This is a genomic window from Rhizobium laguerreae (genome assembly GCF_019778565.1).
Classification (GTDB): Bacteria; Pseudomonadota; Alphaproteobacteria; order Rhizobiales; family Rhizobiaceae; genus Rhizobium; species Rhizobium laguerreae.
In genome coordinates this window covers 322,624-335,943 of record NZ_JAAXQT010000010.1, presented here as the reverse complement: position 1 = coordinate 335,943, position 13,320 = coordinate 322,624, and the positions used below count along the sequence as shown (strand labels likewise).

General features: G+C 60.7%; 9 protein-coding genes. 3 read left to right on the top strand and 6 right to left on the bottom strand.

Translation table 11 applies throughout. The annotated features are described in order from the left end of the window. Positions 1 to 71: 71 nt before the first annotated feature. Positions 72 to 887, bottom strand: a complete 816-nt coding sequence (locus tag HFO71_RS28300; protein WP_221988721.1) for an oxidoreductase — start codon at positions 885 to 887, stop codon at positions 72 to 74. Positions 888 to 976: 89 nt separating this feature from the next. On the opposite strand from HFO71_RS28300, the gene HFO71_RS28295 reads away from it, so the two are divergent. Then, positions 977 to 1,441 carry a winged helix-turn-helix transcriptional regulator gene (locus HFO71_RS28295; RefSeq protein ID WP_077980059.1) on the top strand — a complete coding sequence of 155 codons (465 nt, stop codon included), beginning with the start codon at positions 977 to 979 and terminating at the stop codon, positions 1,439 to 1,441. An 84-nt stretch (positions 1,442 to 1,525) separates the two neighbouring features. Here HFO71_RS28295 and HFO71_RS28290 read toward each other — a convergent pair whose 3' ends face one another. Then, a complete protein-coding gene (locus tag HFO71_RS28290; protein ID WP_077980058.1) occupies positions 1,526 to 3,547 on the bottom strand; it encodes a beta-N-acetylhexosaminidase in 2,022 nt (673 codons plus the stop codon). Between the two features lie 480 nt (positions 3,548 to 4,027). Between HFO71_RS28290 and HFO71_RS28285 the strand changes: the two genes are divergently transcribed. Then, a complete protein-coding gene (locus HFO71_RS28285; RefSeq protein WP_131640602.1) occupies positions 4,028 to 5,569 on the top strand; it encodes a DHA2 family efflux MFS transporter permease subunit in 1,542 nt (513 codons plus the stop codon). A 69-nt stretch (positions 5,570 to 5,638) separates the two neighbouring features. On the opposite strand, the gene HFO71_RS28280 is transcribed toward HFO71_RS28285, so the two are convergent. The 3 genes from HFO71_RS28280 to HFO71_RS28270 form a co-directional block, all read right to left on the bottom strand. After that, complete coding sequence (locus tag HFO71_RS28280; RefSeq protein ID WP_221988719.1) at positions 5,639 to 6,952, bottom strand: MFS transporter; 1,314 nt, start codon at positions 6,950 to 6,952, stop codon at positions 5,639 to 5,641. A 300-nt stretch (positions 6,953 to 7,252) separates the two neighbouring features. Next, a complete protein-coding gene (locus HFO71_RS28275) occupies positions 7,253 to 7,513 on the bottom strand; it encodes a hypothetical protein (protein ID WP_025397589.1) in 261 nt (86 codons plus the stop codon). A 606-nt stretch (positions 7,514 to 8,119) separates the two neighbouring features. Then, a complete protein-coding gene (locus tag HFO71_RS28270) occupies positions 8,120 to 8,788 on the bottom strand; it encodes a hypothetical protein (RefSeq protein ID WP_131661621.1) in 669 nt (222 codons plus the stop codon). Between the two features lie 343 nt (positions 8,789 to 9,131). On the opposite strand from HFO71_RS28270, the gene HFO71_RS28265 reads away from it, so the two are divergent. Next, the gene (locus HFO71_RS28265; protein WP_131640606.1) at positions 9,132 to 12,419 is read left to right on the top strand and encodes a GH36-type glycosyl hydrolase domain-containing protein; all 3,288 of its coding nucleotides are present in this window, start codon (positions 9,132 to 9,134) and stop codon (positions 12,417 to 12,419) included. A gap of 21 nt (positions 12,420 to 12,440) precedes the next feature. Here HFO71_RS28265 and HFO71_RS28260 read toward each other — a convergent pair whose 3' ends face one another. Further along, positions 12,441 to 13,181, bottom strand: coding sequence for a FadR/GntR family transcriptional regulator (locus HFO71_RS28260; protein WP_077980053.1), 741 nt, complete (start codon positions 13,179 to 13,181; stop codon positions 12,441 to 12,443). Between the last annotated feature and the right edge of the window lie 139 nt (positions 13,182 to 13,320).

The window sequence follows — 13,320 nt, the reverse complement described above, 5'->3', positions numbered from 1 at the left end:
CTCGACACGTGTTTGTTCGCTGTGGACGGGGCGGCAGCCTTGATCTCTTGACCGATAACGCCGGCGCTGGATCAACCGGGAAGTTTGTTGAATTTCCGGAGGCTCTTGTCGGCGAAGGACTCCGGCAGGAAGCGGCGGATGAAACGGATCTGCCCTGCGGCCCTTCCGGCCGTGTACCGCCTCTTGGGCGATGGCGCATTGGCGGCCTTGACGACGGTTGCGGCGACCACTTCGGGCGCATCGCCCTTCGAAACGATTTCGCGCATAAGCTTCTCTGCATCGGTGCGCACTGTATCATAAACGGCTAGCGGCCGGTCCGGCCGTGTGATGTTCTCTTCGAATGAGGTGCGCGTGACGCCCGGTTCGACGAGCACGACGCGGATGCCCTGCGTGCGCACTTCATGGTCGAGGGATTCCGAATAACCTTCGATCGCGTGTTTGGTCGCTGCGTAAAGCGCGTTGAAGGGCGCCGGGATCAGCCCGAGGATCGAGCTCAGGTTGATGATCCGGCCGCTGCGCTGCCGCCGCATCACCGGCAGCACCGCATTGGTCATACGCATCGTGCCGAAGACGTTGACGTCGAAAACGGCTTTGGCCTGTGCCGTCGTCGACTCCTCCGCACCACCGAGCAGCCCGATCCCGGCATTGTTGAGCAGCAGATCGATTCGTCCCGTGCGTTTCAAAACCTCGTCGACGGCGCCCTGCACCGATTGATCGTCGATGACGTCGCAGACCAGCATGATGAGGCCGTCGGCGGTGTCGGCCATCGGCTTTCGGCTGGTGCCGAACACCTGGTAACCGTCGCGCAGCAAGGCCTGCGCCGTTACCAGCCCGATGCCGGAAGAAGCCCCTGTGACCAGGGCAATGCCGCGTTCTCTTTTGCTCATCGACGTCTGCCTTCATTTTGTCGTGGAATGTTCATGGGCATTCTGTTACTATCAATTTGATAGCAAGTCACTACTAAAAAGATATCGACATGAAGAATCTTTCGAACCAGCCTTGTCTGATCGCCCGCAGCCTGGCGCTCGTCGGCGATGCGTGGAGCATGCTGATCATGCGCGACGCCCATGCGGGGCTGACCCGTTTCGATGAATTTCGCAAAAGCCTCGGCATCGTCCCGACAATGCTGACGGGGCGGCTGTCATCGCTGACCGAGGAAGGATTGCTGGAAAAGCGTCGCTATTCCGAGCGTCCGCCGCGCGACGAATATTTGCTGACGGAAGCCGGGCGCGACTTTCTGCCGGTGCTGTTTGCAATCGGCGCCTGGGGCCGCAAACATCGCAGCGGCGGTGCAGTCACCCGCTTCTTCGACGCTGAGACCGGAACGGAGATCGATCCCCTCACAATCGACCGCGCCACAGGCGCGGAGATTGGAACCCGTCCTATTCGTATCGCCGCACCCGAATGCGAGGTGCCCGCGGCACCTGACAACTCCCCTTGAAAGCGGTCGGTATCCTTTGCCATCACCGCCTCCGGCAATGGCAAGGCTGATCCGCAAATCAAAACCCCCGGCCCAATCGGAGCGCTACGACTGTTGCAGCCCGTAGAGCAGCGGCATCAGTCCTGCGAGCGCTCTGAAGCGCTCCCACGACTTGGACGAAGGCTTCGTCCAGCCGGTTTCGGCAAGTGCGGAAAGGCGGGGGAAGACGAGGCGGTCGAAAACGGCGCGATCGGTCATCGGCTCGGACCAGATGCAGGCTTGAATGCCGAGGAGTTTCTGTTTCTGGCTCGCCGTCCAGCCGCCGATGGGATCGAAATTGTAGAGCTTCTCCGCGTCCGAAGTCCCCGCCCAACTGGCGCCGGGCTCATCCCAGTCGGGCCTGAGCGCCATGTCGAGGTAATAGACCTGTCCGGGGCAGACGACCATTTCATAGCCGCGCTCGGCAAGTTCGGCCGAGACCTCGACATTGCGCCAGCTGCAGAGATAGCTCTTCGATTTGTCGATGACATCGCCGTGGGCTGCCTCTTCCCAGCCGCCGGTGATGCAGCCCTTGCTCGCAAGGAAGCGCTGGACGCGGCTGAGGAACTCCGCCTGCAGGATGGCAGCACCCGACCCGTGGATGTCGTCGGCGCCATGGGTATTGGTGACGACGTTCAGCCGCTTGGCATGCGCATCGGCAACGTCGTTGCCCGCCACGCTACGCAGGCGTTCGAGCGCTTCCGGCGAGCCGGACCACGCGCCAAGCGGCACCTCGTCGGCGCCGAGATGGATGGTCTTGAAGGGGAAAAGCTCGATGAGTTCCGAAAGGATCGTCTCGACGATCTCATAGGTCTTCTCGCGGGCCGGATTGATGCAATTGTCCGGGAAGCCCTGAACCGAATAATAGCTGCCGACCTCGGCCGGATCGCGCAGCTCTTGGATCGCCTGCAGCATGGCGTAGCAATGGCCGGGCATATCGATCTCCGGCACAATCTCCACGCCGAGGCTCTTGGCATGCGCGACGATCTCGCGGATGGCAGCCTTGGTGTAATAACCGCCTGTGCGGGCCGGGCTCGAACCGAGCAGCGGCGGAACGGCGAGACCGTGGCCGCGCCAGGCCCCGACTGCGGTCAAATCAGGATAGGCGTCGATCTCGACGCGCCAGGCCTCATCGTCGGACAGGTGCCAATGGAAGCGGTTGAGCTTGTTCCAGGCAAGCACCGCCAGCAGCTTCTTGATCTCGGCGGCGCCGTAGAACTGGCGGGCGACGTCGAGATGCAGGCCGCGCCAACCCATCGACGGCTCATCGACGATCTCGCCTGCGGCCGGAAATTGGAAGACCTCGGGATGCAGCCTTGCGCCGCGCCAGATCTGGCCGAGTGTGACGAGGCCGTAAAGGAAGCCGGTCTGGCTGCTGGCCTCGATCGTGATCGTCTCACCCTCGAAGCTCAGCCGGTAGGCCTCTGGCCCGAGCCCGGCGGCATCCTTCAAGGCAACCGGAACCGCGCCTTCCGCCTCGCTTCGCACGATGCCTTCGACGGCGAAGAGATGCTCGACCAGCGCTGCGAAGTTTCGTGTTGCCGCCTCCCCTTCAGTGCTCTGCGCCTGCAGCGCAAAACCGGCCGGCAGCGGCCGGCGGGAAGTGACTGAAATATGGTTCGGCCAGGGGATGATCGACACCTGAACAGGCGCATTGACGGGCACCGGATAGATCTCGGCGCCACGCTTCAATGGGGCGTTGCTGACCGAAGATCGCGTCGGCTCTATCGTGAGCACGATCGTGCTGCCATCGGAAAGCGCGAGATAGCCGCTCGTCGCGCCGTCCGTCCAGTGACGGAACTGCCAACTTAGCGCGTAGACCGAGATCGTCCACGTCTCGCCGGCGCCGAGAACGAAATTGGCTGGCGGCTGGAATTCGGTGAAATTCGACAGCCGCTGCGAAACCGTGGCGCCTTCGACGCGCCCGGCCGGATCGACGCGGCCCGGGCCGCTGACGCACAGCGAGAAATTCGAAAGCGGCTCATTGCCTAGATTCTTGAGGCGCAGGACGTAGGAAAATTCCTTGCCATCCGCAGGCGGGTTCCAAAGGGTTTCAAGCCGCAGGGCTTTTGGTCGCGGTATGGACATGGTCACTCTTTCCTCTTGAAGATCGGGTCATAAGCATTCCGGCGCACTACCGAAAGCGGAACGATTGCTGCCGCAAAGCCGGCTCCGATGGAAGGCGCGGGGGGCATAGTTGATCAAAGCAACCTCACCCACGCGATCCCGTCGTTCTTGAAGTCAATCAAATTGATTTAAGATTGATAGTCAGTTTCCAGTCAGCACGTCAATTGCCGATTTGAAATTTCTGCGGCGCTCCGGAGCAGCTCTCAGCGACGCGCACCGAACTGCAGGAAGACCTCGTCGGGCGTGGGACGGCTGGTCGCGTTGGTGACGTATTTGTGTTGGCAGATCCCTATCGCTTCCGTCCTCTTCCGAACTATGGTGTCGGCATCGGCGGAATTGCGCTCCACGTCTTTGTTTGCGGCATGCCGTCTCGATCGTAAACAGGATCGGCCTTAGTCTTCGCACCCTGGGCGGAGAACGCAGCGCACGCGGGATCATCGCATGTCGGAACGACTTGAATCTGCCCGCCCTGATGAAACACCCGCCATCGTCTGGCTCGGCTTCATGGCGATGTGCGTCGGCATGTTCATGGCGATCCTCGACGTCCAAGTGGTGGCGACATCGCTGCCGACCATCCAGTCGGCGCTGGATATCGATCCGGATCAGATGAGCTGGATACAGACGGCCTATCTCATCGCCGAAGTGGTCGCGATCCCGCTCACCGGCCTCCTGACGCGACTTCTGACGATGCGATGGCTGTTCGTTACCGCCATTAGCCTGTTCGTCGCGGCCTCTGCCGGCTGTGCGATGAGCGGCAGCTTCGGCGAGCTGGTAGCCTGGCGGGTGCTTCAGGGTTTTTCCGGCGGAACCTTGATCCCCTCGGTGTTTTCAGCCGTGTTCATTCTCTTCCCGAACGAGCGCCAAGCGCTTGCGACGACGATCGCCGGCGTTCTCGCGGTGTTGGCCCCAACCGTTGGGCCGATCGTCGGCGGATGGCTGACGCAAACCTACTCCTGGCACTGGTTGTTCCTGATCAACATCCTCCCAGGCATTGCCTCGGCAATCCTGGCGGAACGGTCCCTGCCAAGGCAGGCGACCGATCCGTCCGAACTCAGGCATCTCGACGGTCCGTCGCTTCTGCTGATGGCAACCGCGCTGGCGAGCTTGGAGCTCAGCCTGAAGGAGGCGCCGACGAGCGGCTGGATGTCGGCCTATGTTCTAAGTCTGCTGGCGGTCTGCCTTGCATCGGGAGCTGTCTTCATCTGGCGAACGCTGCGCGGAAACTGGCCGATCGTCGATCTCGGCAATTTCGGTGATCGAAACTTTCTCGTCGGTTCGGTTCTAAGCTTCGTGCTTGGCATCGGCCTCTTCGGCTCGGTCTATCTCATGCCGGTCTTTCTCGCTTTCATCAGGGGACACGACGCCCTCCAAATCGGCATGACGATGCTGGTCACCGGTGTCGCGCAATTGATCACGGCGCCGATCGCGGTCGCGCTGGAGAAGCGCATGGACGCGCGCTTGCTGTCGGCCGCCGGTTTCGCGCTCTTTGCGATCGGTGTCGGGATGAGCGCTTTTCAGGACCCTCGTTCGGATTATGACGCGATGTTCTGGCCGCAGGTCGTGCGCGGCGTCGCCATCATGTTCTGCCTGCTGCCGCCGACGCGGCTGGCGCTCGGCACACTTCCGCCAGACCGCATTCCCGATGCGAGCGGCCTTTTCAACCTGATGCGCAATCTCGGCGGGGCGATCGGCATCGCTCTCATCGACACCATCATCTACACGCGCTCGGAGCCGCTGGGACAAGTCCTCTGGACCCGCCTTCAAGCCGGCGACGTCGAGGCTGCGACATTCATCGGCGCACCTCTTCAGACCATATCGGGGCATAGTGGCAGCTTCGACGCGGATACCACGGCGCTGCTCGATCCGTTGGTCCAGACCGCGGCAAGCGTCCAGGCGATCAACGAAGCCTGGATGGTGATTGCCGTCCTGACCGGCTGCGCCCTGCTCTCGGTGCCCTTTGCCAGGCGGCCAACGTCAACGTGAAAACCGGGGTTGACGAGACCTATCCCCCGCGATCCTGAGTTGAAAGCCAACGCATCGGCCAAACGGCTTCTAGGCTAGCTTAGCACTGCGCGTCTCGGCATCGATGAAATAGGCTGCAGCACCTGCCAACAGCAGCAACGCAGCGAAAATCCCGATGACCAGGCCGAAATCTTTAGTCACAAAAAGACCGATCAACGATGGCGCAAGCAGCCCTCCAAGCCGAGCCATAGCACCGGCGGCACCCATTCCGGTTGCCCTGGAGGCAGTAGGATAAAGCTCTGGCGTATAGGCGTAGAGTGCACCCCACGTACCAAGCAGCGCGAAACTCATGATGAGCAATGACGACGCTACCAAGAATGCGGATGAGCCGACGACAAACAAAATGGATCCCATCGCGGAAAGGATGCAAAATGCCACAAGCGTTGGACGCCGCCCCCACTTTTCGACGCCGTAGGCAGCGAGCGCATATCCAGGAAGCTGGGCAAGCGCGATCAGCACAAGAAAACCGTAGCCTCGAACGAAGCCAAAGCCGTCCCCCGCAAGTTTCGGAGGCATCCAGGTGAAGACACCATAGTAAGAAATGGACACCAAAAACCAAACCGCGAGGATCAAAAGGGTTCGACGCCGCAGAGCGTGGGAGAATATTCCGGTACCACGCGTCGGTGTCGCAGGCGCGATGTCAACCTCTTGCCCCAGAGCACTGCGGCCATTCACCAGGGCCATCCGGTCGATGATCGCCTTTGCTTCTCCACCCCTCCCCTTGCGCAGAAGATAGAGCGGTGATTCCGGCACGAAAAACCGCAGACCGAAACCCATAATCGCCGGGACCGCTGTAACGGCAAAGATAAACCGCCAGGCTTCGGCCACGTTCCATAGACTGAGCAGCCAGGCTGCAATTGCGACAACCAGGGTTCCGACGGCCCAGAAACCCTCCAGCAGCACCAGCCACCTACCTCGGTTCTTCGCCGGCAGGAATTCGGCCATCATCGCATAGTCCACCGGCAACGTCCCGCCGACCGCTGCTCCGGTCAGGAAGCGCATGAACAGGAGGAAGGTGAAGTCTGGCGCGAATATCGACAGCGTGCCAAAGACGGCATCACAGGAGACAGTCGCGATCAGAACGCCGCGGCGGCCGATCCGGTCGGCAAGCCTGCCAAACCCCATTGCGCCCAGAAACATGCCAAGGAAAAACACCGTGCCCGTCTGAAGCGCCTGCGGCACCGTTAGTTCGAAGCTCGTGGCGATCGAAGCCGCTGTGAAGCCCACCGCGATGACCTGCATGGCGTCAGCTGCCCAGACCAAGCCGAAGATGGCCATCAGCCGTCGCTGATATCGTCCTGCTCCCGCGTGGTTGAGTGCATCGTCCATTGTGATTGTGGTCATTTGTTTTCCATACCCGGCTGCCGTGGTCCGCTCATAGCGCATTCAGCCCAAAAGATCACAGCCGCAAGCCGCGATGGCCGTTTTCCAGTTTTACCTGGGCGTTTCATGACATTCTGCAAGGTGATCCGTTCGTACATCTGATCTGAAGCTAAAGGCCGGAGCCTGCGAGGCCGCTGCTAAGGTTGGGAGGAGCTCCTCGTTGTTTAAGCTCCCGAAGATGAACGGTTAACTTGGCGGGTGGCTTGAATTCATCAGCTGTGCCGCTCCATGGTCCTATCGCGTAATGGCAGCAAATCTAACCTACGATTTCGGCTTAAAGAACCTATCGGCTTCCTTCATCGCATTCTGCGCCGCGCCATACAGCGCGCTTACGGCATCGCGCATTTCGGCAAACGCCTGCATGGTTCGTGGCGAAATGTAATCGCCTCTTGCTTCAGCATTGAGCCGCAAAGCTCTCTCGCAGTCGGCGGCAATTCTATCCAGCTCCGGGGAAACCCGATAGAGCCGTTCCAAGATAGCGTCGATGTCACCCTTGGCGCGTTCAGACATTCGTTCTGCCATCAAACCCTCACCGCTGTGTCTCTTCCCCTGCAGGAGCCGAAGGACTCCTAAAGCAGTGTCCCCTGCTTGGCTTCGTCGGCCACTTTTACGTCCGCGTCGCCACGGCGCGGCTCGCATATCGCTCCGGTCTCAAAAAACTCTATTGATGACCGAATTACGGTTATAGGACCAAAGCCAGCGCCTGGGAATTGGAAGCCGGTCGAACAACCCCGGCGCCGCGCGTGATTTTCGCAGACAAAAAAAGTGGGCCGACGGAAAACCGTGGCCCATTAGTTGTGAAGGTATAAACCTCCAGAGGGGAACAGCTGAAACGACGGAACTGGGAGGTAAGCCGTCGTGTTGCATCAGCTGCAATCACCATGCTCCTTTTTTGACCAGTTGGAAAACATTTTTTGTGCAATGCAGCTATGCAACGGCGGACCATCCAGCCGAAGGAGCCGTGGAGGATGGATCTTGAACGCTGCTACCGCGGCCTGGGTCTTGAACTTTTTAGAAGGCGTCGATCTGGCGCCGGACTAGGCCGCGATGAAACGAGCCATCCTATGGAGAAGAGGCCATGCGTGAGGACGCAATGCCTTTGATCGGGTTCGACGATTTCGCTTGATTTTACTCGGCGTCGTCGTTCGCCTTTGGGAACAATTGCAGCACATTCGACCCACTCGGGTGCGCGAGAGCGCGCGCCTTTGGGTGCCGCGAGTTGTTTTCTCCAGCCTTTTGGATAGCTGAAACGAGACCTTCCCGCTGGCGATAATAATCTGGCTTGGCAGGCAGGGTGAGGTCAAACTCTTCGAGCATACGCTCAATAATGTCCATCGCTTCAGCCGCCAGCCCAGCATAACCTTCTTGGCGTCGCTCGAAGAAGCCATCGTATCCGGGCTTGGAAAGGTCGAGACTATCCAACGCATAAGAAAGGGTCTTCACTCGGTTCGACAACCACAAAATTTCTTCTGAAAGCTCGGTATTGAAAAGTCCCCAGTTTGCGTCGTGCGGAAGTGCAAGGGTTGGATCGCGAACGTGAAACGCGAATTCGCCTTCATCCATGGGATTGAACTCGGGCATGTCGTGAACGGCCGCGTAGCTGGCTCCGACAAAATCATCTAGGGCCAGCACCGTCAGCATCGCTAGGTTTCTAACCTCGGCTTTCGGGCGCCGGTTGATCCCAGACTTCGCAAGTCGAATGACGATGGGAAGCAGGGAGCCAGCGGCTAAACCGCCAGCGCCAATGAATGCTCCCATTACCATGATCCCTTGAGTGGTTTCGAAGAACTGCGTCAATAGTCACCTCGTTGAATGGGAGCCGCGAGTTGCGTCAAGAAGCACGCACAGACGGAATCAGCGCTTTCGGTCCCAGTTTGCCTTGAACTTAAACGATAGGGAACTCCGTTCCCGCCGTGTGGCGCCATTGAGCAACCTCATGGCATGATCATCACCGGCGACCTCAGTTCCTTTGACGCTTGGCAATGACCTCTCGGTGCAACTTCTCGAATTGAACATCAAGTGATATCGGCTGGCCTGTCTTTCAAGGACCTAATCGAGAACCGGCGATAGTAGTAAGATTTCTCTCAACCATTTTGCGTCATCCTCCAGTTCCCTTCTGAAGCCAATCGACGAGATCTCAATGGCCACGGACCTTGACCGCAGTTTTCAAATGCCCCGACGCGATGAGCTTGGCCTCTTCACGATCAGCAACGGTTCCGGCCTGTCGATATCGGCCTTGCCGAACGGCACCCTGTTTGCCATCGAATACGCCGACGACAAGGGATCAGTGCAGATCAACCAGATCCAGGGCTCGCCGCTTACCGGCGGCGTCGGTCGCCTTTATCTGCGCGTGGGCGGGGCCGCGCCCGAGGTGGTGGAGCTTGTCGGGCCTCGCGCTAATGGCAGCTTCGGGCACGATGCGACGAGCCTCTCCTGGAGCGGCAAAACGGGCGATATCGGCTACAATGTCCGCCTCGAGCTTCATCCCGCCGAAACGGCCTGGTTCTGGCGTGTCTCCATCCGGCATCTGAAGGACGGGACGCTGCCGGTCGATCTGGTGCTGATCCAGGACGTCGGTCTCGGTGATCGCGGCTTCCTGATGAATAGCGAAGCCTATGCCTCTCAATATGTCGACCATCATATCGCCGGTCACGAGACCTTCGGCCCTGTCGTGATGAACCGGCAAAATCTCAAGCAGTCGGGCGCCCGCAACCCCTGGCTCGCGCAGGGCTGCCTCGATGGCGCGGCTGCCTATGCCACCGATGCGATCCAGCTGGTGCAGGCGAGCGACCGCCTCGACGACATACTGGTCGGCCCCTTCGGCACCAACCTGCCGAGCAAACGGCGGCAGCAGGAGACGGCATGCCCCGCCATTCAGTCGAAATCGCTCTCGGTGTCGGCAAGTGGCGCGACCGCGACCTTCTTTGCTGTGTTCGCCGCCGATCATCCTGAGGCGTCGAGCGATGCCGACCTTTCACGGCTTGACGAGCTCGCGGCGACAGACAGTGCGGCCGCCGATATCGAGGAGGGAGCACCGGTCCGCAGCCTGCTCCAGGATGCTGCCCTGCTGAAGGCCGAGGCACTGGACAAAAAGGCGATCGGCAAGCTTTATCCGGAGCGGAGCCTGGAAGAGCGCGTCGACGGAAAGCTTCTTTCGTTTTTCGTGTCGGACGGCGTTTTGAACCGCCACGTGGTCTTGCGCGACAAGGAACTCATGGTGGCGCGCCGTCACGGCGCGATCGTCAGAAGCGGTGAAAACATGCTGCTCGACGATGCGACGCTTGCCGCGACCTGCTGGATGCAGGGCATTTTCGCGGCCCAGCTGACGATCGGCAATACGTCTTTTCACAAGCTCTTTTCGGTCTCCCGCGACCCCTACAATCTGACCCGCGCCAGCGGGCTGCGCATCATGGCGGATATTGGCGCCGGCTGGCAGCTTCTGGCAGTGCCGTCGGCTTTCGAAATGGGGCTTAGCGATTGCCGCTGGATCTATCGTTGCGCGGAACGCACGATTATGGTGTCGGCAATCGCCTCCGGCGAGGATGCGGCGATGCAGTGGACGGTTTCCGTCGAGGGCAAGCCGTGCCGCTTTCTGGTGTTCGGCCATGTCGTGCTTGGCGAGCGCGAATATGACGCCGGCGGGCAGATCGAATTCGATCCGTCGGGCAAACGCATCCTTTTCCGGCCGGACCCGGCCTGGCTCTGGGGCGAGCGTTATCCCGATGCCGGCTATTGGCTGGTGAGTTCGACGCCCGACGCGATCGAGGAAATCGGCGGCGACGAACTGCTCTACAGCGATGGGGTAACACGCAACGGCGCCTTCGTGGCGCTCCGATCCCTGATGACGCAGGCGCTCTCTTTCGCCGTCGTCGGCTCGATGACCGATGCGGCGGAAGCCGAGCGACTGGCGCAACGTTATGAGGCCGGCGTCACCGATGAAGCTATGCTTGCACCGGCATCAAAATTCTGGCGGAACACCGTGCGCGGCCTGACGATCGGCAGCACCTCGCCTGACCTTGCCGCGCAGACGACCCTCCTGCCCTGGCTCGCGCATGACGCGATCGTGCATCTGAGCGTACCGCACGGCCTCGAGCAATATACAGGTGCTGCCTGGGGCACACGCGACGCATGCCAGGGGCCGATCGAATTCCTGCTCGCCTACGAGCATGATCGCGAAGCCAAGGAGGTGCTGAAGACCGTCTTCAGCGAACAATACCTGGAAAAAGGCGATTGGTCGCAATGGTTCATGCTGGAGCCCTATGCCAACATCCGGGCGGGCGATAGTCACGGCGACATCGTCGTCTGGCCGCTGAAGGCGCTCTGCGACTATATCGAAGCGACCGGCGATCTCGCCATCCTCGACGAGAAAGTCTCCTGGCGCGATGAAAAGACGATGGCCAGGGCGCCGGAGCCGGACACCATAGCGATCCATGTCGAGAAGCTGCTCGATACCGTTCGAGAGGCTTTCATCCCGGGAACGCATCTGATCCGCTATGGCGAGGGAGACTGGAACGATTCCCTGCAGCCGGCCGATCCGCATCTGCGCGACTGGATGGTCAGCAGTTGGACCGTTGCCCTGCTCTACGAGCAGATCGTCCGTTATTCGGCGATCCTGCGCCGCCTCGGCCATGGCGACAAGGCTAAGGGCTTGAGGAAGATCGCAACGGCGATGCGCCGGGATTTCAACCGCCATCTCGTGCGTGGCGGCGTCGTTGCCGGCTACGGTATCTTCGATCCCAGCCATGACGGCGTCGAATTGCTGCTGCATCCGAGCGATCGGCGCACCGGCCTGCATTACTCACTGATCTCCATGACGCAGGCGATGCTCGGCGGCCTCTTCACGCCGGTTCAAAGACGCGATCATATGAAGCTGATCGAGGAGCATCTGCTCTTCCCCGACGGCGTGCGGCTGATGGAGAAGCCCGCGACCTATGCCGGCGGGCCTGAGACGCTGTTTCGTCGGGCCGAATCCTCCTCCTTCTTCGGCCGCGAGATCGGGCTGATGTATGTGCATGCGCATCTACGCTACTGCGAGACGCTGGCGCTGGAGGCGGAAGTGGACGAACTCTGGAAGGCGATCGCCGTCGTCAATCCGATTTCTGTCACCACGGCGCTGCCGCATGCATCGCTGCGCCAGCGCAACACCTATTTCAGCAGCAGCGATGCGGCTTTCCACGACCGTTATCAGGCAGCGGCCGAATGGGGGCGCGTCAAGGCGGGAGAGATTGCCGTCGACGGCGGATGGCGCATCTATTCAAGCGGCCCGGGGCTCTACACCAGGAGCTTCGTCGAAAATATCCTGGGCTTCAAACGGCGCTTCGGCCGGCGCAAACGTAAACCGCTTCTGCCCGCAATCCATGCCTCCGCCGAACTGCAAACGGATCACGCCGCCTGGCGGCGGCTGATGAAGCCGAAACCCAAGGCGTAACAGTTCAGGACGAGGTGCTATCTATGCAGTAGCGTCGCGCAGTTCTTCGAAGCGCGCGGCGCTCTTCGATAAGTGGCTTCGGATGGCGCGGCGCGCGGCAGGCTCGTCCCGGTCGCGGATCGCCGCGAATATGGCGTGGTGTTCCCTGCGCATTCGCGCCGCATGGCGCTTGCGCTCGGCTGAGGTCATCTTGTCCAAGCGCGCCCATTGCCGCGGCACCATGATGTTGCCGAACGTGTCAAAGAGGCGGCCGTAATAGTAGTTTTGCGTCGCGACCAGAATGGACCGGTGGAAGGCGTAGTCCTCCTGCGCGCCGTACCCGCCTTCTTCGAGCGCCTTGTCTAGGTCATCGAGACGATCCTGCATACGGTCGATGTCCTCCTGTGTGCGCCGCAGCGCCGCAAGACCGGCGGCTTCATATTCGACCCCCATGCGCAGTTCCAGCACACGCAGGACCTCGTCGATCGACTGCAGGTCGTTGGGAATGATGGAGAAGGATCTGGGCGTTGGATCGTTCGAGACAAAAGCCCCAAGGCCTTGACGTGTGGTGATCAGCCCCTTCGCGCGCAGCGCGGCGAGCGCTTCGCGAACGATCGTCCGGCTGACGCCGGTTGCCGTCATGATCGCCTGTTCGGTCGGCAGGCGCTGGCCCGGCTTCAGGTCGCCGGACTCGATTTGCGCCGTCAACATGTCGGCAAGGTTGCTGCGCAGGTTCGGCGCCTGCTGAATGGTATTGAAGACCGCGTTGTCCTTATCTGCCATCCTGTTTCGAAATCCTGGTGTCGAGGCGGCTGCGCCGACCCCGTTTCCTGTTCGTTTCCGCATCCACGCCGATGGGGGTGGGCAGCGGCACTAAAGCGCGTCGCGATCTTTCAGATTAGCTCCCCGCGCTTTAGGTGAG

Bases quoted from the DNA above. Each gene is read 5' to 3' on its own strand.
- HFO71_RS28285 (WP_131640602.1), top strand. From the start codon at position 4,028: ATGTCGGAACGACTTGAATCTGCCCGCCCTGATGAAACACCCGCCATC.
- HFO71_RS28260 (WP_077980053.1), bottom strand. From the start codon at position 13,181: ATGGCAGATAAGGACAACGCGGTCTTCAATACCATTCAGCAGGCGCCG.
- HFO71_RS28265 (WP_131640606.1), top strand. From the start codon at position 9,132: ATGGCCACGGACCTTGACCGCAGTTTTCAAATGCCCCGACGCGATGAG.
- HFO71_RS28275 (WP_025397589.1), bottom strand. From the start codon at position 7,513: ATGGCAGAACGAATGTCTGAACGCGCCAAGGGTGACATCGACGCTATC.
- HFO71_RS28280 (WP_221988719.1), bottom strand. From the start codon at position 6,952: ATGACCACAATCACAATGGACGATGCACTCAACCACGCGGGAGCAGGA.
- HFO71_RS28290 (WP_077980058.1), bottom strand. From the start codon at position 3,547: ATGTCCATACCGCGACCAAAAGCCCTGCGGCTTGAAACCCTTTGGAAC.
- HFO71_RS28295 (WP_077980059.1), top strand. From the start codon at position 977: ATGAAGAATCTTTCGAACCAGCCTTGTCTGATCGCCCGCAGCCTGGCG.
- HFO71_RS28300 (WP_221988721.1), bottom strand. From the start codon at position 887: ATGAGCAAAAGAGAACGCGGCATTGCCCTGGTCACAGGGGCTTCTTCC.